At 59.6% G+C, this 23354-nt stretch carries 19 protein-coding genes; 6 read left to right on the forward strand and 13 right to left on the reverse strand.

All coding sequences use genetic code 11. The features are described from left to right. Positions 1-73: 73 nt before the first annotated feature. The 6 genes from GAL_RS10775 to GAL_RS10800 form a co-directional block, all read right to left on the reverse strand. Positions 74-1396, reverse strand: coding sequence for an SPOR domain-containing protein (locus GAL_RS10775; protein ID WP_024097610.1), 1323 nt, complete (start codon positions 1394-1396; stop codon positions 74-76). Positions 1397-1603: 207 nt separating this feature from the next. Next, positions 1604-2236, reverse strand: coding sequence for a uracil phosphoribosyltransferase (upp, locus tag GAL_RS10780; protein ID WP_014874324.1), 633 nt, complete (start codon positions 2234-2236; stop codon positions 1604-1606). A gap of 142 nt (positions 2237-2378) precedes the next feature. Continuing rightward, on the reverse strand, positions 2379-3599 hold the full coding sequence (locus tag GAL_RS10785; protein WP_024097611.1) for a phosphopentomutase: 1221 nt from the start codon (positions 3597-3599) through the stop codon (positions 2379-2381). Then, a complete protein-coding gene (locus tag GAL_RS10790) occupies positions 3599-4909 on the reverse strand; it encodes a thymidine phosphorylase (RefSeq protein ID WP_024097612.1) in 1311 nt (436 codons plus the stop codon). Before GAL_RS10790 ends, GAL_RS10785 begins: the two co-directional genes overlap by 1 nt. A gap of 3 nt (positions 4910-4912) precedes the next feature. Beyond that, positions 4913-5305: a cytidine deaminase gene (locus tag GAL_RS10795; protein ID WP_024097613.1), complete on the reverse strand. Its 393-nt coding sequence runs from the start codon at positions 5303-5305 to the stop codon at positions 4913-4915. Positions 5306-5443: 138 nt separating this feature from the next. Further along, positions 5444-6541, reverse strand: coding sequence for a cupin domain-containing protein (locus tag GAL_RS10800; RefSeq protein ID WP_024097614.1), 1098 nt, complete (start codon positions 6539-6541; stop codon positions 5444-5446). A gap of 150 nt (positions 6542-6691) precedes the next feature. On the opposite strand from GAL_RS10800, the gene GAL_RS10805 reads away from it, so the two are divergent. From GAL_RS10805 to GAL_RS10815, 3 genes are all read left to right on the forward strand, one after another. Beyond that, positions 6692-8980, forward strand: a complete 2289-nt coding sequence (locus GAL_RS10805; protein WP_024097615.1) for an NADP-dependent malic enzyme — start codon at positions 6692-6694, stop codon at positions 8978-8980. 312 nt (positions 8981-9292) lie between these two features. Beyond that, positions 9293-11182: a propionate-CoA ligase PrpE gene (prpE, locus tag GAL_RS10810; protein ID WP_024097616.1), complete on the forward strand. Its 1890-nt coding sequence runs from the start codon at positions 9293-9295 to the stop codon at positions 11180-11182. 143 nt (positions 11183-11325) lie between these two features. Beyond that, positions 11326-12768: an amidase family protein gene (locus GAL_RS10815; protein ID WP_024097617.1), complete on the forward strand. Its 1443-nt coding sequence runs from the start codon at positions 11326-11328 to the stop codon at positions 12766-12768. 358 nt (positions 12769-13126) lie between these two features. On the opposite strand, the gene GAL_RS10820 is transcribed toward GAL_RS10815, so the two are convergent. Then, entirely contained in the window at positions 13127-13888 is a 762-nt protein-coding gene (locus GAL_RS10820) for an NAD kinase (RefSeq protein ID WP_024097618.1), read from the reverse strand. Positions 13889-14058: 170 nt separating this feature from the next. Here GAL_RS10820 and glyA point away from each other — a divergent pair, with 170 nt between their 5' ends. Then, a complete protein-coding gene (gene glyA, locus GAL_RS10825; RefSeq protein WP_024097619.1) occupies positions 14059-15357 on the forward strand; it encodes a serine hydroxymethyltransferase in 1299 nt (432 codons plus the stop codon). Positions 15358-15435: 78 nt separating this feature from the next. Here the strand turns inward: glyA and GAL_RS10830 are convergent, their stop codons facing one another. The 4 genes from GAL_RS10830 to GAL_RS10845 form a co-directional block, all read right to left on the reverse strand. Beyond that, the gene (locus GAL_RS10830; protein WP_024097620.1) at positions 15436-15720 is read right to left on the reverse strand and encodes a hypothetical protein; all 285 of its coding nucleotides are present in this window, start codon (positions 15718-15720) and stop codon (positions 15436-15438) included. Positions 15721-15797: 77 nt separating this feature from the next. Next, positions 15798-16475, reverse strand: a complete 678-nt coding sequence (locus GAL_RS10835; protein WP_024097621.1) for a PspA/IM30 family protein — start codon at positions 16473-16475, stop codon at positions 15798-15800. 93 nt (positions 16476-16568) lie between these two features. Continuing rightward, the gene (locus tag GAL_RS10840) at positions 16569-17156 is read right to left on the reverse strand and encodes a TetR/AcrR family transcriptional regulator (protein ID WP_024097622.1); all 588 of its coding nucleotides are present in this window, start codon (positions 17154-17156) and stop codon (positions 16569-16571) included. Between the two features lie 71 nt (positions 17157-17227). After that, positions 17228-17593 carry a hypothetical protein gene (locus GAL_RS10845; RefSeq protein ID WP_024097623.1) on the reverse strand — a complete coding sequence of 122 codons (366 nt, stop codon included), beginning with the start codon at positions 17591-17593 and terminating at the stop codon, positions 17228-17230. A 144-nt stretch (positions 17594-17737) separates the two neighbouring features. Here GAL_RS10845 and GAL_RS10850 point away from each other — a divergent pair, with 144 nt between their 5' ends. After that, positions 17738-18496, forward strand: a complete 759-nt coding sequence (locus GAL_RS10850; protein WP_024097624.1) for an alpha/beta fold hydrolase — start codon at positions 17738-17740, stop codon at positions 18494-18496. Between the two features lie 27 nt (positions 18497-18523). Here the strand turns inward: GAL_RS10850 and GAL_RS10855 are convergent, their stop codons facing one another. After that, a complete protein-coding gene (locus tag GAL_RS10855) occupies positions 18524-18706 on the reverse strand; it encodes a hypothetical protein (protein ID WP_014874309.1) in 183 nt (60 codons plus the stop codon). Between the two features lie 283 nt (positions 18707-18989). Then, positions 18990-20363, reverse strand: coding sequence for a methyl-accepting chemotaxis protein (locus GAL_RS10860; protein ID WP_024097625.1), 1374 nt, complete (start codon positions 20361-20363; stop codon positions 18990-18992). 454 nt (positions 20364-20817) lie between these two features. Here GAL_RS10860 and GAL_RS10870 point away from each other — a divergent pair, with 454 nt between their 5' ends. Then, complete coding sequence (locus GAL_RS10870) at positions 20818-23346, forward strand: ATP-binding protein (RefSeq protein WP_024097626.1); 2529 nt, start codon at positions 20818-20820, stop codon at positions 23344-23346. The last annotated feature ends 8 nt before the right edge of the window (positions 23347-23354 follow it).

The raw sequence follows: 23354 nt of genomic DNA on the forward strand, positions 1-23354 counted from the left end.
CTCAGGGGCAACCCTTAGACGTCGCAAACCACGCGCCCTTAGCATGCCCTATGCCGGTCTTCTCGCCTTCTGACTAGTTGCTCAACCGCGCTCCGGCAAAGCCTGCTGCGCGTACTTTGGATAGGGCCGACTGCGCAGCCTCCCCACCAACGAAAGGCCCAGCCAGCACCACCTGCAAAGTTTGTCCCTTGCGGTTCACACGTCCCAGACGCACCGGCAGTCCCTTTTGACGCAACCGCTGCGCCACCGCTTCCGCCTGCGTCACATCAGCAAGGGTGGCGGCCCGTACATAGCGAGACTGCGCAACAGGCGCAGACAAGACCGCAGAAGGGTTGCTGCGCGAGGTGGTTCCCGCCGATGGTTGCGAGCGCGTAGACAGACGGGTGACGAGAATATCATCCTCCGCGATATCCGCTGCGGCATCGGCCCGCTGTCTTGCAGAGAGGGTCACAACAGGCCTGTCTACCGGGCGGCGGATCCCCTCGCGCGGGACCGTGCGTGTCCAGATTGCGGTCCCCTGCGGCCCCCGGTTCGGATTGTAACGATCCTGATGGGTAATTCGCACGTACCCTGCTGGCACACCGCCATTGGCGCGCGCCAGAACGCCGCCAAGTGACATTTCGGCACGGCGCGGGTTAAGACGATCATCGCCCCAGGCCCGACGATAGCCCTCAGGCACCTTCAGACCACGGCTCAGCGCGCGTTCCTGATAGACATGTTTGGGAACCACGCGGGTGTTGGGGTCCAGAACCGATGACAAACGGCTGCTGCCCCCCTGCGGTCCACAGCGTACATCGCCGGTCTGGTTGATATATTGCTGGCTCAGCGCCGAAGCACCTGCACAGCGACCATATCCCTGACCGATGATTGTGGGCGCAGCGGCGGGCGGGCGATAGGCGTCATCCAGCAGCGGGCGCGGTCGTGGCGCACGGCCGGTAGAGGCCGCAGTCCGCACCGGCTTGGCCTGCCGAACGGGGCTGCGCTGCGGCTTAGTGGTCGTGACAGTGCGCGGTGCGGTGGATGCGGCGACCGGGGCTGCGCTCTCGTCAGCGACGGTGATCTCAGCGCCATTCGCGCGTTGGTCCGCTGGCAACGTGATCAACTCAGGCGCCGGTGCGGAGGCCGCTTTCGGCGCGCTTGGTGCGGCAGCCACTTGTGTCGGTTCAAAACCACACAGCTGCTTGCGGCTTCGGGTCACGCGCGGCACCCATGTGACATTGCCATCAATACCCGCCCGGATGAAAACACACCCGCGACTGTCGACATATTGCTTGCCCTCAAAGGAGGCAGGCGGAAACTCAGCCGGGGCTTCGGTCGTCCGGGCTGACTGCGCCTCCGCCCCGCCAAAGCTGGCCGCCGCAATCAAGGCACTTGCAATAATTCTAGTAAGCGTCATCCGAAAGCCCCACAAGATATGGCGGTAGGATGCCTGAAAAGCGAATCTGAGTAAAGCAGGGTTTCCGCAAATTAACGAAAGTTCCCAGAGACATCAGACCGCCCGACACGCCCCAGATTGGGCAGGCCCTCTCCCGGAACGCAACAGGGACGCCCGCTATCGGACGCCCCTGTTTCTACGCGCAGCACATGCCGAAAAGGCACGTGCTTACTTGGTCCCGAACATCCGGTCGCCCGCGTCACCTAGTCCCGGCAGGATATACCCCTTCTCATTCAGCTGACGATCAAGAGAGGCCGTCACGATCGGCACATCCGGATGCTTCTCCTTCATCAGTTCCACCCCTTCGGGCGAAGCCAGCAGGCAAAGAAAGCGGATGTCATTGGCACCGGCCTCTTTCAGCAGATCAATCGCCGCTGCAGAGCTGTTGCCAGTGGCGAGCATCGGGTCCACCGCGATCACCAAACGATCCTTCAGCCCCTCCGGTGCCTTGAAGTAATATTGAACCGGCTGCAGGGTTTCCTCATCCCGGTAGAGACCGACAAAGCCGACCCGCGCCGAGGGGATCAGCTCCAGAACGCCATCCAGCATCCCGTTGCCCGCCCGCAGGATTGACACAAGTGCCAGTTTCTTACCCGCAAGGATCGGCGCTTCCATTTCTTCCATCGGTGTGTCGATGGTGGTGGTGGTCAGCGGCATCTCGCGGGTGATCTCATAGGCAAGCAGCTGGGTGATCTCACGCAGCAGGCGCCGGAACCCGGCAGTTGAGGTGCCCTTGTCGCGCATCAGAGTCAGCTTGTGCTGCACCAGCGGGTGATCGACAACGGTCAGGTGATCGGACATTGGGCACTCCTTTCAGGAAAATTCAAACTCTCTTAGTCCTTGCACCGCAGGACAGGCAAGGCGGATTTGGCGCGCATTGGCGCAAATCCCTGCAAACATCGCGGTGGAACAAGGGTACCGGATCCTTCACCGGCCCGCTGCGCTATACCGCAAGTGCTGGCTTACCCGGCCCTTGCGCAGGTACGTTCAGATGCGCGGCAACCGTGGCCGCAACATCCGCGAAACCAATGGTGCCCATAGGGCCGATCCCGGCCCCAGCGATCAGCACCGGCACCTGTTCACGCGTGTGATCGGTCCCCGGCCAGCTGGGATCGTTGCCGTGGTCCGCAGTCAGGATCAGCAGGTCCCCGTCCCGCAGCTGTGACAGCAATCGGCCGATTTCGCCATCGAACCATTCCAGCGCCCTCGCATAGCCCGAGATATCGCGCCGGTGCCCATAGAGACTGTCAAATTCCACAAAATTGGCGAAGGTGAGGCTCCCCTCCTCGGCCTCTGCCACCGCATCGTGTAGATGCTGCATCAGGGTCGCATCGTCGCCTTTCTTCAGTGTATCAATCCCCTGCATAGAGAAAATATCACCAATCTTACCAATGGCATGCACCGGCTGGCCTGCGTCCTGCACCCAATTGGTCAGGATCGGCGCAGGTGGCATGATGGCATAGTCGCGCCTGTTGGTGGTACGCTGGAACCCAACTTCCGGTGTCCCGGTAAAGGGCCGCGCAATGACCCGGCCCACTTTCATCTGATGCAGATAAGGCGCCACCGCCTCGCAGAGCGACAGCAATCTCTCTAGGCCGAAAGTCTCCTCATGCGCCGCGATCTGGAACACGCTGTCAGCAGAGGTATAGCAGATCGGCAAACCCGACTGCATATGCGCGGCGCCATGTTGGGCTATGATCGCAGTGCCCGATGCATGACAATTGCCAAGGATTGCCTCGGTTCCTGCCGCTGCGCAGACATGTGCAACCAGGTCGTCCGGAAAGGCCGGTGTCTGATCCGGGAAGTAACACCAATCCCATGGCACCGGCAGCCCGGCCAGTTCCCAATGGCCCGACGGCGTATCCTTGCCCCGGCTGATCTCACGAGCTGCGCCCCAGCGCCCGGTGATCCCGGCGCCCCCGAGATCAGGACAGGGCACAGCGGACGCCAGCACCACCGCAGCCCCCAAGCCCAACTGATCCAGATTGGGCAGGTGCAGGGGGCCACTGCGCCCCTCCTCCGCCTGTCCCGCAGCGCAGGCCTGGGCGATATGGGCCAGCGTGTTGGCGCCCAGATCAGGCAGATCACCGTTGAAATAGGCCCCGGCATCCGGTGCTCCGCCGATCCCGACCGAGTCCATCACCACAAGAAAGGCGCGCGGCATTATGAAATCCTCTTGTAGATCAGAGGCGGCACCTCCGGTGCGGCCTTCGACAGCTGATAGGCTGCGCGCAGGCGTGCTTCGGCCACATCCGCCGCCGCCTCATTCGCCGCGTGAATGATCCCCAGCTGGTCGCCCACAGATAGTTTCTGGCCCAGCGGCGCCAGTTCCGACAGCCCGACCGCAGGGTCCACCACATCGCTTTCGATCATGCGCCCGCCGCCCAGCTGGACCACCGCCAAACCTAGCGCTTCGCCATCAATGGCACTGACGTAGCCCGCCTGCTCCACCTTTATAACGCGTTGCACCGACGCGGTCGGCAGGGTGCTTTGCCAGCTTTCGGCAAAATCACCCGGTCCGCCCATAGCAGCCACCATCCGGGCAAAGCGCTCAGCGACGGCTCCGCTGGCAATCGCCTTGCGGATCATCTCGGTCCCCGCCTCGGCATCCGCTGCGAGCCCACCATGGGCCAGCAACACACCGCCCTGCGCCGCCGTCAGATCCGCCAATGCACCCTCTTCACCTGACACGCCGGTGAGCACCCGCATGACCTCCGCCACCTCCAGCGCATTGCCCAAGGCAGGCGCCAACGGCTGGTTCATATCGGTGATCAAAGCCGAAGTTCGGCACCCTGCCGCATTGGCAGTCTCACTGAGACTGCGCGCCAGCGCCTCCGCCTCATCAAGCGTTTTCATAAAGGCGCCGGAGCCGATCTTCACATCCAGCACCAGCGCATCTGTGCTGGCCGCCAGTTTCTTCGACAGGATCGACGCGGTGATCAGATCGAGACTGTCCACTGTGGCCGTCACATCGCGGATCGCATATAGCCGCTTGTCCGCCGGAGCGATCTTCGCGGTCGCCCCAACGATGGCACAGCCCACACCCTGCATCATGGCCACCAGATCCTGCTCGGACACCTGGGTGCTGACGCCCGGAATGGCTTCCATCTTGTCGAGCGTGCCGCCGGTATGGCCCAGCCCTCGCCCCGAAATCATCGGAACATACGCCCCGCATTCCGCCAGAGCCGGAGCCAGTAGCAGCGACACACAATCGCCGACGCCGCCGGTGGAGTGTTTATCCAACACCGGCCCGTCCAGATCCCAGCGCAGCACATCACCGCTGTCCCGCATCGCAAGCGTCAGCGCCCGGCGGGCCTCCACGCCCAATCCCTGCAGACACACCACCATGGCAAAGGCGCCGGCCTGCGCGTCGGACACGGTGCCATTGGCCAGCCCTTCAGCGAACCAGCGTAAATCTGCGTCGCTTGGGGTGTTCCCCCGGCGCAGGCTGGCAATAATTGCGCGCGCATCCATATCTTAGCTCCGCTCCATGTGATCCGCGCCAAACGCCCCCGGAAGCAGGTCACCAATGGTGGTTTCACGTTCCAGACCGTCGGTTGTGGCAAGCGTCACCTGAACGTCGGCCGCGCCAAACTCGGCCAGTTTCTGACGGCACCCCCCGCAGGGTGGAATCGGTGCCGGGCAGTCGGCAATCACATAAGCAGCTTCCAGCCGCGTCTCACCGGCGGCCACCATGGCCGCAATTGCGCCCGCCTCAGCGCAGGTCCCCTCAGGGTAGGCAACATTTTCGACATTGCAGCCAACATAGACGGTTCCGGACGCCGCTCTGATCGCCGCGCCGACCTTGAAATTGGAATAGGGCGCGTGTGCGTTTTCACGAACGGCGGTGGCAGCGTCTTTGAGGTTCATGGCGATTCCCTGATTTTTTTGATCACTTGGTCAGAATTGGTGACCCTAGCGGATTTTGCCGAGGGAGTGAAAGCCCCCGGCATCTGCTGGCAAGTGTATCACATCATCCGACCCAAGCCGCCATCCGCAGATCGCGCCTTAGGCCGATGGATCGTCCAATGTGGTGTTGAACACCCCGGGCAGGGTCACTTCAAGCAGCTCCACATCGGCCGACGGCGCGCTCAACCGGGTCTTCATGCCCGGCGGAATGACGAATGCGTCGCCCTGTTCCAGCTGAAACGGCTCTCGCCCCTGCCCTTCAAGCGTCAGCGTGCCATTCATCACAAAGGTGAAGTGAATATCGGTGTCATGGGCCGCCCATTGGGGCGCGCCCTCCCCTCGGCGCACGACCTGCACCCCGGCCACGCCCTTTGTGTTTTCGGCAATTGTGGTGTCGCGGCAGATATATCCTGGCAGGCGGAACGGCACCCATTCGGCCCCCTCGGCCGTGTTGTAGACAAACCGCTGGCCCTGCCATTCGCGCTCTGGCCTCAGATGTGGCGTCGGCAGCGTCATCTCATGATCAATCTCGGTCACATGCTCGGCGGGCACGCCAATTTCGATCACCTGCACATTGTCGCTGGCTTCCAGCACCCGGTGACGGATCTCCGGCGGCTGAATGAAGCAATCGCCCGCCGTCAGCCGCATCTTCTCGCCTTGATCCTCGTAGACCACATCAACCCAGCCATGGATGCAGAAGATCAGCTGAAAGCCGACCTTGTGAAAATGGACCATATCCGGAACCGGGCCCCCATCAGGGATGCGAATATGGCTGGCAATGATTGATCCGCCCAACCGGTCCGGCACCAGATCGCGGTAGTGCATGCCAGCACGGCCAATGATCCAGGGGGCCTGATCCTTTAGTCGGCGCACCACAAAACTGTGAACAGTTTCCGGCATCACCAGTGGCGGATTGCGCTCCTCAATCTCGATTTTGGTGCCATTGGGTGCTGTCAAACGGCGGGCTCCTTCTGCAAACCCGTCAGGATCGTCTGTCAGAATACGAATGGTGCCAGGCGCTTCACTCGCGCCCCGTTCGATCCGCAGCCGCAAACCATGGCCGGAGAACACCCCGATCGCCGGATCATCTGCCGGATAGATGGAATCAAGCTTCATCCCAAGTGTTTTCGTATAAAATGGAATGTCGTCCCGCAGCTCCTGCGTAGGCAATCGCAGCTCCGCAATCGTATCGGTCATTGGTTGCTCCCTTGTCGTCTTTTGCACCACAGTGAGACGAACCGTGTTCAGGTGCAAGCACTTGCCCACCCTGCTGCGGAAGCCATGAATAGCCTGTTTCCCTGACGTCAAAAGTCGTTTAACACTAAACTATAGTCTCTGGAGCGCCTGATGACCAAAAATCCGAAATCCGACACCCAAACCCTGCGCGACGCCGCATTGCATTACCATGCCTATCCCAATCCGGGGAAGCTGGAGATCCGCGCGACCAAGCCGATGGCCAATGGCCGGGATCTGGCGCGCGCATATTCCCCCGGCGTGGCTGAGGCCTGTATCGAGATCAAATCCGATCCGGCGGATGCGGCAAAATACACCTCACGCGGCAATCTGGTTGCAGTGGTTACCAATGGCACGGCGGTTCTGGGTCTGGGCAATATCGGTGCGCTGGCCTCCAAACCGGTGATGGAGGGCAAGGCCGTCCTGTTCAAAAAATTCGCCAGCATCGACTGTTTCGATATTGAGGTGAACGAGAGCGATCCAGAGAAGCTCGCCGATATTGTGTGTGCGCTGGAACCAACCTTCGGCGCTATCAATCTTGAGGACATCAAGGCGCCGGATTGCTTCATCGTTGAGAAGATCTGCCGCGAGCGGATGAACATCCCGGTTTTCCACGACGACCAGCATGGCACAGCGATTGTCGTGGGCGCTGCGGCCAAGAATGCGCTGCATGTGGCTGGGAAGCGGTTTGAGGATATCAAGATCGTATCGACCGGTGGCGGCGCTGCCGGAATTGCCTGCCTCAACATGCTGGTGAAACTCGGCGTCAAGCGCGAGAATATCTGGCTCTGCGATCTGCACGGTCTGGTCTATGAGGGCCGCACCGAGGATATGAACCCGCATAAATCCGCCTTCGCCCAGAAAACCGATCTGCGCACATTGGATCAGGTCATTCACGGCGCCGACCTCTTCCTCGGCCTCTCTGGCCCGAATGTGCTGAAGCCAGAGATGGTCGCCAAGATGACCGATCGGCCGATCATTTTTGCCCTCGCCAACCCCAACCCGGAAATCCTGCCGGATGTGGCACGCGAGGTCTCGCCGAATGCGATCATCGCTACGGGCCGCAGCGACTTTCCCAATCAGGTCAACAACGTCCTTTGCTTTCCCTTCATCTTTCGGGGCGCGTTGGATGTCGGCGCAACAGAGATCAACGACGCCATGCAGATCGCCTGCGTCGAGGGCATTGCTGAAATGGCCCGTATGACCACCTCTGCCGAAGCCGCCGCCGCCTATCAGGGCGAACAGCTGACCTTTGGCGCCGACTATCTTATTCCCAAACCGTTCGATCCACGTCTCGTCGGGGTAGTGTCCTCCGCCGTGGCCAAGGCCGCGATGGAAAGTGGCGTGGCACAGCGGCCCATAGACGATCTTGCAGCCTATCGGGCGAAGCTAAATCAGACCGTGTTCAAATCCGCTCTGTTGATGAAACCCGTATTTGAGGCTGCAAAGGCCGCTGCCCGCCGCATCGTCTTCACCGAGGGCGAAGATGAACGTGTCTTGCGCACCGCCCAGGGCATTCTGGAAGAAACCACCGAAACACCGATCTTGATCGGTCGCCCAGAGGTGATCGAAACCCGCTGCGAACGCCTTGGCCTGCACATTCGGCCCGGCACCGATTTCCAGATCGTGAACCCGGAAAACGATCCGCGCTACTATGATTACTGGACCAGCTATCACCGTGTCATGCAGCGCGAAGGTGTGACCCCTGATCTCGCGAAGGCGATCATGCGCACCAACACCACCGCAATTGGTGCCATCATGGTTCATCGGGGCGAAGCGGACAGCATGATCTGTGGTACCTTTGGTGAGTATCGCTGGCATATGAACTATGTGAACCAGGTCCTTGGTGGCGGCACCTACGAGCCTCATGGTGCGTTGTCACTGGTGATCCTAGAGGACGGGCCACTGTTCATCGGGGACACCCATGTGCGGATTGAACCCACCCCCGAACAGATTGCGCAGACCGTTATCGGTGCCGCGCGCCATGTCCGCCGCTTTGGCCTGGAACCGAAAATTGCACTCTGTTCGCAATCCCAGTTTGGCAACACCCGTTGCGATTCCGGTGCCCGCCTGCGCGCTGCAATCGAGATTTTGGACGAGACGCCCCGCGATTTCATCTACGAGGGCGAGATGAACATCGACACCGCGCTGGATCCCGAGCTGCGCGCCCGCATTTTCCCGAACTCACGGCTGGAGGGCGAGGCCAATGTGCTGATCTTTGCCCATGCCGATGCCGCCAGCGGCGTGCGCAATATCCTGAAGATGCGCGCCGGTGGGCTGGAGGTCGGGCCAATCCTGATGGGCATGGGCAACCGGGCACATATCGTCTCCCCGTCAATCACCGCGCGGGGACTGCTGAACATGGCCGCCATCGCGGGCACCCCGGTCACCCACTACAGCTGACAGCAGATATCCGAGCTGCCGGTCACTTGTCAGCAACAGGCGAAAGGCCCGCAGGCGCACGCATAGAATCACTGCGCCTGCGACCTGATCTCTGCCAGGGGTCCAACGCGCGGTCACCGGCTAAACTTTGCAAACTCACCGCCATCTTGCTGTTAATTCCGCGAACAAGCTCTGTTTGCAAAACTTTGCAACATCGAATTGGCAAAAAATGCAAATTTCTTGCGCCAATCTGACGCGACGTCGCGCAGCACGCTTGCCCGGTGGCGATCCATGCGCCTAACTCACTGCCAAGGATGAGTGAGGAGAAACCGCATGTCGTATTCAGAGGTCTATGAAGGCTGGAAAGCCAATCCGGAACAGTTCTGGATGGAGGCAGCTGAGGCGATCAGCTGGGACCGCGCCCCAACCAAGGCCCTGACCGACAAGGGCGATGACCTTTATGAATGGTTCGCCGATGCCAAGGTGAACACCTGCTACAACGCCGTCGACCGCCATGTTGAGCAGGGGCGTGGCGAGCAAACAGCGATCATCTACGACAGCCCGATCACCCATACGAAGCGCGAAATCTCCTATGTCGAGCTGCGCAACCGTGTCGCCACATTGGCCGGCGCCCTGCGCGCCAAAGGCGTAGAGAAAGGCGACCGCGTCATCATCTACATGCCGATGATCCCCGAGGCACTGGAGGCCATGCTGGCCTGTGCCCGTCTGGGGGCTGTGCATTCCGTGGTCTTTGGTGGATTTGCGGCCAACGAATTGGCCGTGCGCATCGACGACGCCACGCCGAAGGCGATCATCGCTGCCTCCTGCGGGCTGGAGCCGGGCCGCACAGTGCATTACAAACCCCTTCTGGACGGCGCGATTGAGTTGGCCACCCACAAACCGGACTTCTGCGTGATCTTCCAGCGCGAGCAGGAGGTGGCCGAGCTGGTCGAAGGCCGCGATGTGAACTGGCACGGGTTCCAATATGGCGTCGAACCCGCAGACTGCGTCCCGGTTGAGGGCAACCATCCGGCCTACATCCTTTATACTTCCGGCACCACCGGCCAGCCCAAGGGCGTGATCCGCCACACCGCCGGACAGCTGGTTGCGCTCAATTGGACGATGAAGAACATCTACAACGTCGATCCCGGCGATGTGTTCTGGGCGGCCTCAGATGTGGGTTGGGTCGTGGGCCATAGCTACATCTGCTATGCGCCACTCATCCATGGCAACACCACCATCGTGTTTGAGGGCAAACCCATCGGCACACCGGATGCGGGCACGTTCTGGCGGGTGATTTCCGAACATAAGGTCAAGAGCTTCTTCACCGCCCCCACCGCGTTCCGCGCGGTGAAGCGAGAGGACCCCAAGGGCGAATACGTCAAGAAATACGACCTCAGCGGCCTCAAGCAGGTCTATCTGGCCGGTGAGCGCGCCGACCCTGACACCATTACCTGGGCGCAAGAGCAGCTGAACGTTCCGGTAATTGACCACTGGTGGCAGACGGAGACCGGCTGGTCGATTGCCGCCAACCCGCTGGGGATTGAAGAGCTGCCAACCAAACTCGGCTCGCCCGCCGTGCCGATGCCGGGCTATGAGGTCGATATCCTTGACGAGGGCGGCCACCCTGTAGCGCCGGGCGAGCTGGGTGCCATTGCAGTTAAGCTGCCGCTACCGCCGGGCACGTTGCCGACGCTCTGGAATGCGGAAGACCGGTTCAGAAAAAGCTACCTCACCACCTTTCCCGGATATTATGAAACCGGTGATGCAGGCATGAAGGATGAGGATGGCTATCTCTACATCATGGCGCGCACCGATGATGTCATCAATGTCGCGGGCCACCGCCTGTCCACTGGCGCGATGGAGGAGGTTCTGGCAAGCCACCCGGATGTCGCGGAATGCGCGGTGATTGGCGTCGGCGACAGTCTGAAGGGGCAGATGCCCCTCGGCTTCCTCTGCCTCAATTCAGGCTGTGAGACCGCGCATGACGAGGTCGTCGCGCAGGTGGTCAAGCTGGTGCGCGAGAAAATCGGACCCGTTGCCGCCTTTAAGCTGGCCTGTGTGGTGGACCGGCTGCCGAAGACCCGCTCCGGCAAGATCCTTCGTGGCACCATGGTGAACATCGCCGATGGCACCGATTGGAAAATGCCCGCAACCATCGATGATCCCGCTATTCTGGATGAAATCACCACTGCATTGCAGGGGCTTGGCTACGCGAAGTAGCCCGCACCCCGCCGTACTAGGCACCACCATTGTTCTGATACTGAACAGTTGCCGGAAACCTGAACAGGTTTTCGGCTTTTTGCCGTGCGGTTTCCCTTGCAACTCGGATGCCCCCGCCTACCCTGCAGCAAGGAGGCATCGATATGACACAGAGCGACATCTGGCGATTGAGCGCAACAGAACTGAGCCAACGCACCATAGCAGGCGACCTCACGGCGGAGGCGGCGGTCACGGCCTCGCTCGTGCGCATGGCTGCTGTAAACCCTGATCTGAATGCGGTGGTGGAGGATCTGGGCAGCGACGCCCTTGATCGCGCACAACAGCTGGATAAAGCACGCGCTGGCGGCGCGCCCTGTGGCCCGCTGCATGGTGTCCCTGTCACGATCAAGATCAACGTCGATCAGGCGGGTCATGCGACCTCCAATGGGGTCAGCGCGCTGAAGGATCTGATTGCACCGGATGATGCCCCGGTGGTGAAGAATCTGCAGGATGCAGGTGCAGTGGTGATTGGGCGCACCAACACGCCTGAGTTCTCCTTTCGCGCCGATACAGATAACCCGCTACATGGCCGCACGCATAATCCCTGGGGACGGCATATCTCGCCGGGCGGCTCCTCCGGTGGAGCGGGCGCCGCCGTCATGGCCGGGATCGGCGCGCTGGCCCATGGCAATGATATTGGCGGCAGCTTGCGCTTCCCCGCCGCCGCCAATGGCGCGGTGACCGTGAAGCCGGGTCTGGGCCGGGTGCCAGCCTGGAATCCCAGCCAATCGGCAGAACGGGGCATTCTGGCGCAGAGCATGTCCGTCCAGGGGTTGATAACCCGCAGCGCCCGCGACCTGCACCTGTCGATGCCCAGCCTGATTGCGCCAGATCCACGCGACCCGTTCCATGTGCCCATGCCCTGGCGTGGCGACACACCGGACGGCCCGACCCGCGTCGCCTTCTCCAAGGAGACTTACGGCTATGATCTGCACCCCGAGGTCGACGCCGCATTGGAAGAGGCCCGTGTAGCCCTGTTGGATGCGGGATATCAGGTCGAAGAAGTCACCCTGCCTGATGTCTTCGACGCAGGCCGCACCGGCTATCGCGCCCTGATGGGGGAGGTCTATGCCCTCATGAAGGGGGATGTTGATGCCGCTGGTTCAAAGACCGTACGCGATATTTTTTTTGTGTATTTTGAGGAGTTCCCCCCTTTCGCCGGAGCGGAACTCTTGCAGATGATGGCCAAACGCACCCAATACGCGCGGGAGTGGTCACTGTTCATGCAGCGCTACCCGCTTGTCCTGACCCCTTTCCTGCCACAGCCCTTCTTCAAACCGGATCGTGACACGGAAGGTGCCGCGGGTGTGCATGAGGTGCTGGGTTGTGCAGTCTATTCCTATGCGATGAATTTTCTGGGCCTGCCCGCCGCCTCAGTGCCAAGCCGCCTTGCCGAGTTGCCATCCGGGCCACAGCCCATCAATGTGCAGATCGCAGCCCCCCGGTGGCGCGAGGATATGGCCGTGGACGCCTGTATCGCAATCGAGGATCGCCTTGGCCGCATGTGCGACCCGCTGTGGCAACGGATCTCGAATACGAGTGGGTGATGCAAAGAAATCCGGGGCTCGGTATGCGCCGACCCCCGGATATTCCGATACCACCGGATACTCGTTCACGAAAATCATCACACGAAGGATGCGGGACCATCGCCCCGGCGTTTCCCGCCTTCGAGGACCCAAACGCGCGCAGATGGCAACCACCGCACAGTCCGGCTAACGCAAAGTTTAGGTGCTTAAATAAGGGGCCGATGGCCATCCCGGTAGATCGTGCGTCCCTCTTCGGGTACGCTATGCCCCTTGGCTGTCACCGCTGGCATCGGCCTTATGTAGAGTTCGATTATCGCACAAAATCGCGAGATTTGCGTTCACAAACGCGTGATACAACCCTAGGGTGCCACCCCTTTCGTCAGGTGAACTGCTCCGAGATCAACCGCTCCTCCAGTCCATGGCCGGGATCAAACAGGATCTTGTGGCGGATCTTGGTCTGGGTTGCGATCTCCACCCAACGGATATTGGCAAAGGAGACAGAGTCCGCATCGGCCATCACTGGTCGCTTCTCCGGCTCCAGCACGTCAAACCGGACTATGGCATTGCTGGGCAACAACGCGCCACGCCAACGGCGCGGGCGGAACGCTGCGATGGCGGTCAGCGCCAGCACGTCGGATCCGATCGGCAGGATCGGCCCATGGGCGGAATAGTTATAGGCGGTGGACCCCGCAGGTGTTGAGACCAGCGCCCCATCACAGACCAGCTCCGCCATACGTTGCCGCCCGTCGACAGAGATTTTCAGCTTCGCCGCCTGCGGTCCAGCCCGCAGCAAGGACACTTCGTTGATGGCGAGCGCCCGGTGGCTGCGCCCCTCACCATCCATGGCCACCATGGACAGAGGGTTGATGATCTCTTCTTCGGCGGCCTCAAGCCGCGCCAGCAGCCCGCTTGCACTAAATTCATTCATCAAGAAACCAATCGTGCCCCGGTTCATGCCATAGACCGGGGCTGGCAGATCAATCGTTTCATGCAGGGTGTCCAGCATGAAGCCATCACCGCCTAGGGCGACAATCACATCCGCCTCTTCCTTTGGCACATTGCCGTACCGTCTTACCATCTCGGTCTGTGCTGACTGCGCCACCGGAGCCCGGCTGGCCAGAAAGGCGATTCTCATGGTCATCAAATCTGTTTCCGGTGTTACGCAATTCGTTCCGAAACAATCACAGCTTTCCCAAGATTGCCAGTCTTGCCGCTCTCAGCGAGGAATTCGTCGTATTCCGGGCTTTCAGGGCTGTGGTGTTTCCGATAGGAAATCTCTCAAATGGAATGCCAACTCATGGAGCCAGCAACATGACTGAGACCACCTCCCGCGACCCCGGTTTTTTCACCCAATCCCTCGCCGAGCGCGATCCGGAGCTGTTCGGCTCGGTCACGGACGAACTTGGCCGTCAGCGCGACGAGATCGAACTGATCGCATCGGAAAACATCGTCTCCGCCGCCGTGATGGAGGCGCAAGGCAGTGTTCTGACCAACAAATACGCCGAGGGCTACCCCGGTCGTCGTTACTACGGCGGCTGCCAATATGTTGATGTTGCAGAGAACCTTGCCATCGACCGTGCCAAGCAACTGTTTGGTTGTGAGTTCGCCAATGTACAGCCCAATTCCGGCTCGCAGGCGAACCAGGGTGTGTTCCAGGCGCTGATCCAGCCCGGCGACACCATCCTCGGTATGGATCTGGCCTCCGGCGGTCACCTCACTCACGGTGCGCGCCCCAACCAGTCCGGCAAATGGTTCAACGCCGTTCACTACGGTGTGCGCGAAGACGACTGCCTGATTGACTACGATCAGGTCGAGGCCCTCGCGGTCGAACATCAGCCCAAGCTGATCATCGCCGGTGGCTCCGCCATTCCGCGCGTCATCGACTTTGCTCGTTTCCGCGCAATCGCGGATAAGGTTGGCGCCTACCTGCATGTCGACATGGCCCATTTCGCTGGTCTAGTTGCTGCGGGTGAGCACCCCTCACCCTTCCCGCACGCCCATGTGGCCACCACCACCACCCATAAAACCCTGCGCGGCCCGCGCGGTGGCATGATCCTGACCAACGATGCCGATATCGCAAAGAAAGTGAACTCCGCGATCTTCCCCGGTATTCAGGGTGGCCCGCTGATGCATGTGATCGCCGCCAAGGCCGTGGCTTTTGGGGAAGCACTGCGTCCGGAGTTCAAAGACTACCAGAAGCAGGTGCGCGCCAATGCCGTGGCCCTCGCGGATCAGCTGATCAAGGGCGGTCTGGATATCGTCACCGGTGGCACCGATACCCATGTCATGCTGGTCGACCTGCGCCCCAAAGGCGTGACCGGCAACATCGTGGACAAGGCTCTGGGCCGCGCCCATATCACCACCAACAAGAACGGCATCCCGTTCGACCCGGAAAAGCCGACTGTGACCTCGGGCATCCGTCTTGGCACCCCTGCCGGCACCACCCGCGGCTTTGGAGAAGCCGAATTCCGCGAGATCGCGGATCTGATCATCGAAGTTGTCGACGGTCTGGCCGCCAATGGCGAAGATGGCAACGCTGCGGTCGAGGCTTCGGTACGTGAGAAAGTGGCCGCCCTCTGCGCCCGCTTCCCGCTTTACCCAAACCACTAAGCCGTTCGAATTAAAAAAGAACCGCCGCGCACCCTTCGTGCGCGGCGGTTTTCTTATGGGCTGTAACTGCCTGCCGGATCAGAGCTGTTTGGTCTCAGCCAAGGCCTCTTCCAACATCTTCTCATTGCGCGCCTCTTCGATGCGGCGGATACGATCCTCGCTTGAACGGATGTCAAAGCGGTATTTCACAACGTTGATCAGGCTCAGTGTCAGCAGCATGATGCCCATGCCCCAGAAGCCTTTGGTTGCCAGCGGCACCTCGGTCGAAAGCCAGAGCGAAATCCCCAGCATCCCGTAGGCCACGGCCACACCGGCCACATTGAGGGTGATGATCAGGTTGTTGTCGTTGCGTGCATTGGTCATTGGGTCTCTCCCAGTTGGTCGATTTATTGTTCAGATAGTTAAGAAAGTTGCGCCGATTTACAGGCGCGCGTGTTGTGTCAGCGCTTCGCTGAGAGCCGCGCCAGAACATCGGCGGCGGTGCTACGTGTCGGAGCGCCAAACCCTGCGTCCGCCAGATCATCGGCTACCGAGCCATGGCTCAGACCGGTTTCGATCTCCTTCAGGATCTCGCTCTGTTCAAAAGGATCTTCGGCAGACATCACCCGATTGATCAGCGCCTCTGCCTCCCCCAGCGTGTCGCTCGGGCCGGTGTTGCGCGCCATGCCGCTATGTGCCGTTTGTACCTTACGAGTGGCCCGTGCCGCAATCGCACCCTGCTTCAGATCCATCAGACGACGATGACTGGCTTCTACTGACTGGCGTAATTGCAGGCTACGCTGTTCCAGCATATCAACCGTCCGGCGGCGCGTGCCCTCCTCATTCTCAAGCTCGGCAATGGCGGACGCGGCAGTCTGGGCCAGATCTTCACGGCCATCAGCCAAAGCCGCCTGCGCCCGCTCAATCAAATCGGCGATCCGCACAGACACCGCATCCAGTTGCCGCGTCTCCATACGGGATTTCTGGATCAACCCAGCCAGCGCCTGTTTGGCACGGGTCAGATCGGCCTCACTGCTGCGGATCTTCTGATCAATCAGCTCAATCGCATAGGTATCGCTCAACCGCTCTTCTGCACGGGCGTCGGCACCGCGGATCAAGGTCTTTATCGTTGCAAACATGGCTTCCTCCAGATCGCGAACGTTGTTCATGAATCTGGTATAGAAAATTCCTGAACGTCGTTCAAGTAATTTTTTGAACACCGTTCAAAAAAATTACTTGAGCCGCGATAATACTTCAGAAATCATCTTCTCGATCTGGTCGGTCGGCACACCTGAGATCCGGTTTTCCAAACCCAGCAAAACGATTCCATGCACTGCCGAGAACAGCGCCCGCACCATCAGGGCCAGATCCTGGGGAGTTTTGTCGGGAAAAATCTCCGCAACCGGCGCTGCAATATTTGAAAACAGATTCTCCAGCGCAGCGCGGTACCAGTCAGGGACCGCCTCCTCCTCCGCCTGCACATCGAACAACGCGCGCCACAGCCGCGTATTCTCTGCCGCGAATCCCAGATACGCATTGCTCATCAAGATCAGCCGCTCAGTCGGCGCAGCCCCCTCCGCGCCATCGAGAGACTGCCGCACAGCCTGCCCCAACGCCTGAAAAGTCTGCCCGTTCACCGCCATCACAATGGCATTCATATCTTCAAAGGCATTGTAGATAGCACCCACCGCGCACCCCGCATCCGTCGCCAGATCGCGTGCACGCAGCGCCCCTGCCCCATCACGGCGAATACGGATCTCAGCTGCTGCCACCAGTTTTTCACGCAACTCTTGCTTGCGGATTTCGGCCTTACTTGCCATCTGCTCTGCCCTTCAATCTTGAACCACGTTCAAGATACCGGGCCGCGCCCAAAAGTGAAAGGGGTCAAGCCTTAGACAAACCCCCGCCAGCGCAGCACCACCACGAGCAAGATCGCAACCACAATTAACGAGAAGGCCATTGTGGCGACGATATCCAATAGCCGTCCGCGGCGGCGGTCTGCCAGATCAATGGACTTCAGGTGCTTGATCACCTCACGTGCTGCGCGCTGCAACGGTGGCTGTTCTACTGTCAGCCGCAGTTTCGGGTGCGCCAGCAAATGCTGTGCTTCGGCAAGCCGCATGCCCTGTCGATAGATCCGGCGCGGCAACCGGCGTCGCGCATGTTTCAGCGCAGAGGCAAGATCACCGCCAGCCTGTTCGCGGTCTTTCAGCAGCTCCTGAACCTGTTCGATATCGCTGAGAAGTGTATCTGCCATGGATGGTCCGGGATCTGAAAAACTAACGGCACATTAACGACGCTTTGCGGTGCGCTCAATGGCCAGCCGGAGATATAAAAAAGAACAGCAACCCTTCGCGCAAAGGGGCTGGCGAGTGGACGATGCCGACGTTATCACGGGGATATGCTGAACACGATCCGCCATGGCGCCCCGACCGACAAGCCCACCTTGATGATCGCGCATGGGCTCTACGGCTCTGCCCGCAATTGGGGCGCAATTGCCAAGCGGATTTGCGATGACCGTGAGGTCATCGCAATCGATATGCGCAACCATGGCAACAGCCCCTGGACCGAAACACATAGCTACCGCGATCTGGCTGATGATCTGGCCGAGGTGATCCAGTCCCATGGTGCCCCCGTCGATCTGATCGGTCATTCGATGGGCGGTAAAGCGGCGATGACGCTGGCCCTCACTCACCCCCAAACGCTGCGCCGTCTGCTAGTCGCTGATATCGCACCGGTGGCCTACAAGCACAGCCAGATCCAGTACATCCACGCGATGCGTCAGGTTGATCTTGCCAAGGTCGAACGCCGCTCGGACGCTGAAGCGCAGTTGGCCGACCTCGGTGTCGAGAAAGCCCTACAGAGTTTCTTCACGCAGTCCCTTGACCTGCCCAACGGACGCTGGCGCCTGAACTTGGACACTCTGGAACGCGACATGCCCCACATCATGGGCTTTCCCGAGATCGAAGCGCAATGGGACGGCAGCACACTGTTTCTGTCCGGCGCGGCATCGGATTATGTCCTGCCGGAGCATCGCCCCCTGATCAAGGCGCGGTTCAGCCGGTCACATTTTGCCAAACTTCCCGATTGCGGACATTGGCTACATGCCGAAAACCCGCGCGCCTTTGTGGCGACGGCCCGAGGGTTCTTCGACGCCTGAACGGCCCCAGCCCGGGACACGAGGTGATCAGCCCTGATATAGGCGTCGCGCCACCAGATAGGACACCGGCAACCCTGCAACCGCACCAACAGCAGCCGCCATCAGAATAGCAGGAACAGAGACATGCCCGGCCACCAGAACCGCGATCACAGCGGCCCCCGCAAGGCTGCTGCCAATCAGGGAATAGAGGATGGATGCTAGGCGGATCATGGCGGTCACTCCGGTCACGGGTTGGCAAGAATTGGTTATCTGTCACCATAAATCATGGTGTCGGAAGACCGGTCTTTGATCCTGATCAGTTCCATGGCAGCACAGCGCCGAAATGGCCCTTGGTCAGCCCCCTGAAAACGTGGCGATCAAAATACCAACCGCCGCAGCTGCTGGTGCAGTGCGGCGGCCATGTGCTGAGGACATTTCGTACAGATGTTTCCCCAGATCGTTCTTCTGACTGGGAGAGACGGCGCCTCAGATGGACCGCCTTTTGACGCCCCATTCAGCCGGTTGCACGGACACCATAGCCCTGCGCTCCAGTGCCGCCGCTTCCAAATGACACGATGTTCTGGGTGCCTGATCCGGTCTTGAAGATGGAAATCTGGCGGGTCAGTTCGTTGGCGTCATTGGAGAGCGTCTGGCTGGCCGCGGTTGCTTCCTCAACCATGGCTGCATTGTGTTGGGTCACCTGATCCAGCTGGCTGACACCGGTGTTGATCTCCACCAGAGTCACAGATTGTTCTGCAGCGCCGGTTGCAATCTGGCTGACATGCCCAGAAATGGTGCTGACGCTGCCAATGATTTTCTGCAGCTCCTCACCCGCTCGGCTCACCAGTTTCACGCCGTTGCCGACATATTGCGAACTCTCGTTGATCAACTGCTTGATCTCACCCGCCGCGTCAGAGGAGCGCTGCGCTAACGCGCGCACTTCAGAGGCCACAACTGCAAAACCGCGTCCGGCCTCGCCTGCCCGCGCGGCCTCAACACCTGCGTTCAACGCCAGCAGATTGGTCTGAAAGGCGATATCATCGATCACCGAAATAATCTGCGAGATCTTGCCTGAGGATTCTTCGATCTGCGACATGGCGGTCACCGCGCTACTCACAACTTCACCGCTTTCCTCAGCAGTTGTGCGCGCGTTGCTGACGATGTTCTCGACCTCGCGGGCCCCATCAGCGGCAGAGCGCACGGTTGAGGTCAGCTGCTCGATTGCAGCTGCGGTTTCTTCCAGTGTGGCGGCCTGGGTTTCGGTACGATGCGACAGCTCGCTAGAGGATTGGCTGATTTCGGATGCCGTGCTGCCAACCGCCTCGGCGACCACCTTCACCGTTTCAACGGCGCCATTCAGTGTATCCTGCGCATTGTTGAATGCTTCACAGAGAACCTGCATGTCCGGCAGCTCGCATGGTTGCACGCGGTAGCTGAGGTCACCCTTGCTCAAGGCTTCCAACCCGCTTGAGATATCGGTGACACTGTTTTGACGGGCCGTGATATCAGTTGCCAGCTTGATCACCCGAACGGTCTGCCCCTCACTGTCCAGAACCGGGGCATAGGTCGCTTGGATCCAGATCGTCTGGCCTGCCTTGGTGACACGTGGAAACTGGTCCGTAAAAAACTTCCCCGATGCAAGATCCTGCCAGAACGCTTTATACTCCGCGCTGCTTGCGTATTCAGGGTCTACGAACATCGAATGATGGTTGCCCTGGATCTCATTCAGCGCATAGCCAACCGCGCCCAGAAAATTTGCATTGGCTTCTAGAATCGTTCCGTCGGGTTCGAATTGGATCATGGCCTGCGTTCGATCAATCATATCCATGATCGACCGTTCCATTGTCGATTCAGCTTGCTGCTTTTTTGCATCACGTTTGAAAAACATCGTTACCCTCGGCCATACATTGAAAGTTCATAGAAAAATCAATACCGGATGTTCGTTGCCCAAACATTAACCTCGAAGGTGGCCGTGAGCCGAGGTTCGAGCGCGCGCGCTCACCTTTTTCAGAGGGAGTTTCATATTATAATATAGTTACTTACAACCCAGCTATTGCGCCCAGACACGTTCAAAAAACACGCTTTAGGAATGCAGGTTGTTAACACGCTCAACTTAAGATGGCAGATCGACAGCTGGCGGATATCTAAAATCCCACTCATTTTGAGGCTAATAAAAGAGATTATTCTCCTCCAACCCTCACTCACCCCCCCCTTACGTGAGTCGATATCGAGAAAACCCCTCAAAGTGGAAAAATTTGAGCATCGTTAATATTGGTTGAACAGTTTTGCGCCAGGAATGACTGTATATTTACAGTAGACGATAATCACCGGTGTACCCCTTCATGAGATTTCGGCCCAAAGCGTGGATCCAGGCGCTGAACAATCGGACCTATCTGCCAACGCTGGTCGCCTTGATAGTGATCGTCGCCGCGGGCATATCTGCCGAATCCCAGAATGACACCATCTATGAACAAAAGCTGCGAGCCGATGTCCAATACGAGGCGGGGTTAATTCGTGCCCGGATCGAGGGCAACCTGGCGGCTGACATTCAACTGGTCCGCGGACTGCAGGCAGTGCTGTCAACAGAACCCGATATGACACAAAGCCGTTTTGCTGAACTGGCAGCCCATCTGCTTGAAGCCGAAGATAGTCTGCGCAATATCGCTGCAGCGCCCGACCTTGTCATCAAACTGATGCACCCGATTGAAGGCAACGAGGCCGCGATTGGATTGGATTATAACAAAAACGACGCTCAACGCGCCGCCGCCCTCCTGGCACGCGACAGCGGCGAGCTTGTACTGGCAGGACCTGTCGATCTGCTGCAGGGAGGGCGTGGCATGATTGCGCGTTTCCCAATCTTTATTGGGCCACAGGGAGACAAAACCTTCTGGGGCATCCTCTCCTCCGTGATCGATATTGACGCGGTCTACTCAAAAGGAGGGCTGACGGATCCTGATCTGATGATCGACGTTGCCCTCATCGGCAAGGATGGCAAAGGCGCCAGTGGCGCACAGTTTTACGGCGATCCGAGTATTCTACAGGACCGCCCCGTTTTGATGGACATTGTTCTGCCTGTGGGCACCTGGCAGCTTGCCGCGCGCCCGAAGGAGGGTTGGCCCACCCGCGCCGACAACAAATGGCAACTGCGGTTCACAATCCTTCTGGCCGGTGCCTTCATTCTCTTTCCGACCGCGCTGGCGGGTCGGTTGTCTGCGGCCCGACGCTCGGTAATCCAGACACTCAAACGGCGTGAGCGTGAGCTCGAGGCATTGTCACGACGTTTGGAAATGGCGGTTGAAACCTCAAAGATCGGCATCTGGGAAATTGAGGACAACTCAGATATTGCCATCTGGGACCACAGAATGCGGGAACTTTATGGAGATCCGGCCGGTTCAGGCGAGGTGCCGCTGACCGTCTGGAGGTCCTTTTTGCATCCCAATGACCGTGATCGCGTCATCAACGGTTTTCAAGACGCGCTGCGCCAAGTGCGCAGCCACTCTATTGATTTTCGGGTCCGGCTGGAAAACGGCACCCACAAGAATATCCGCGCAATGGGCTGTTCCTTTCGCGACTCGCGGGGACGCAACCGGATGATCGGCGTCGAATGGGATGTGACCCGCGACGTAGACCTCAACAATGAACTGAAACACACCAATCAGCAGCTGACCCACCGCAACGCCCAGCTGACCTACGCAAAACAAGCCGCCGAAAAGGCTGATCAGGCCAAGACAGAGTTTCTTGCCAATATGAGCCATGAGATCCGTACACCTATGAACGGTATCATCGGGATGTCCGATATCCTCGCCGAAAGCTCACTTTCTGCGGAACAGGAGCAATGCGTTGACACGATACGGGACTCCTCTGTCGCTCTGTTGAAAATCATCAATGACATTCTGGATCTGTCCCGTCTGGAGGCGGGTAAGATGGAGATCAGCGCCGTTGATTTCAATCTCCGTAAATGTGTCGATGGAGCCGTCGATGTGCTGCGTCCGAAGCTGCGCGAAAAGGGCCTCACCTTTACCCAGACCTTCGCCCATGAGTTGCCAGAACAGGTTCATGGCGACGACGGTCGGCTGCGCCAGATCCTCGTCAACCTACTCAGCAATGCGGTGAAATTCACCCAGGATGGTAGCGTTTCCCTGCATGTCAGTCACGATGCGCAAGACCCCTATCACTTGTTCATTGATGTTGTGGACACCGGTATAGGTATCTCAGAAGATCAAGCCAGACATGTGTTCGAGCGGTTCTCGCAGGCGGATGCAGCTACGACGCGTCACTATGGCGGCACCGGACTGGGGCTGACCATTTCCAATATTTTGGCACAGCGCATGGGCGGCGGCATCAGCTTGAACTCAATTCAGGGTCAGGGCTCCTGTTTCCGGCTCGAAATTCGGCTGTCTGCCGCCCACACTGCGCCCACCGCCCCGGCACAGATCAGCCCGGAGGCCGCGCAAAGGAAGCTTGGCCCCGGTGTTCTCCTTCTGGCTGATGACAACCGGACCAACCGCCTGCTGATCCGAAAATTTCTTGCCGACACCCCGCTCAAAGTGATCGAGGCTGAAAACGGACGCGAAGCGGTAGATATGTGCCGCGACCATCAGCCCGCCATCATCCTGATGGACATGTCCATGCCAGAGGTCGACGGCCTGACCGCGACCCGCCAGATCCGGGCCAGCGACATGGCTCAGCCCGCAATCATCGCCCTGACGGCCAACGCCTTCGAAAGCGACCGGCGCGCCTGTCTTGACGCCGGGATGGATCGCTTTTTGCAAAAACCCATCCGGAAACCGCTACTACTGGAGACCCTCGCCTCGGTTCAGGCCGAACGTGCCGCGCCGCCGGATCAAACAAAAGACGGCACCAATTCCTGATCTCCTAA

The organism is Phaeobacter gallaeciensis DSM 26640, assembly GCF_000511385.1.
GTDB classification, from domain to species: domain Bacteria; phylum Pseudomonadota; class Alphaproteobacteria; order Rhodobacterales; family Rhodobacteraceae; genus Phaeobacter; species Phaeobacter gallaeciensis.

Coding starts and splice junctions, on each gene's coding strand:
- GAL_RS10775 (WP_024097610.1), bottom strand. CDS start 1,396: ATGACGCTTACTAGAATTATTGCAAGTGCCTTGATTGCGGCGGCCAGC.
- upp (WP_014874324.1), bottom strand. CDS start 2,236: ATGTCCGATCACCTGACCGTTGTCGATCACCCGCTGGTGCAGCACAAG.
- GAL_RS10785 (WP_024097611.1), bottom strand. CDS start 3,599: ATGCCGCGCGCCTTTCTTGTGGTGATGGACTCGGTCGGGATCGGCGGA.
- GAL_RS10790 (WP_024097612.1), bottom strand. CDS start 4,909: ATGGATGCGCGCGCAATTATTGCCAGCCTGCGCCGGGGGAACACCCCA.
- GAL_RS10795 (WP_024097613.1), bottom strand. CDS start 5,305: ATGAACCTCAAAGACGCTGCCACCGCCGTTCGTGAAAACGCACACGCG.
- GAL_RS10800 (WP_024097614.1), bottom strand. CDS start 6,541: ATGACCGATACGATTGCGGAGCTGCGATTGCCTACGCAGGAGCTGCGG.
- GAL_RS10805 (WP_024097615.1), top strand. CDS start 6,692: ATGACCAAAAATCCGAAATCCGACACCCAAACCCTGCGCGACGCCGCA.
- prpE (WP_024097616.1), top strand. CDS start 9,293: ATGTCGTATTCAGAGGTCTATGAAGGCTGGAAAGCCAATCCGGAACAG.
- GAL_RS10815 (WP_024097617.1), top strand. CDS start 11,326: ATGACACAGAGCGACATCTGGCGATTGAGCGCAACAGAACTGAGCCAA.
- GAL_RS10820 (WP_024097618.1), bottom strand. CDS start 13,888: ATGACCATGAGAATCGCCTTTCTGGCCAGCCGGGCTCCGGTGGCGCAG.
- glyA (WP_024097619.1), top strand. CDS start 14,059: ATGACTGAGACCACCTCCCGCGACCCCGGTTTTTTCACCCAATCCCTC.
- GAL_RS10830 (WP_024097620.1), bottom strand. CDS start 15,720: ATGACCAATGCACGCAACGACAACAACCTGATCATCACCCTCAATGTG.
- GAL_RS10835 (WP_024097621.1), bottom strand. CDS start 16,475: ATGTTTGCAACGATAAAGACCTTGATCCGCGGTGCCGACGCCCGTGCA.
- GAL_RS10840 (WP_024097622.1), bottom strand. CDS start 17,156: ATGGCAAGTAAGGCCGAAATCCGCAAGCAAGAGTTGCGTGAAAAACTG.
- GAL_RS10845 (WP_024097623.1), bottom strand. CDS start 17,593: ATGGCAGATACACTTCTCAGCGATATCGAACAGGTTCAGGAGCTGCTG.
- GAL_RS10850 (WP_024097624.1), top strand. CDS start 17,738: ATGCTGAACACGATCCGCCATGGCGCCCCGACCGACAAGCCCACCTTG.
- GAL_RS10855 (WP_014874309.1), bottom strand. CDS start 18,706: ATGATCCGCCTAGCATCCATCCTCTATTCCCTGATTGGCAGCAGCCTT.
- GAL_RS10860 (WP_024097625.1), bottom strand. CDS start 20,363: ATGTTTTTCAAACGTGATGCAAAAAAGCAGCAAGCTGAATCGACAATG.
- GAL_RS10870 (WP_024097626.1), top strand. CDS start 20,818: ATGAGATTTCGGCCCAAAGCGTGGATCCAGGCGCTGAACAATCGGACC.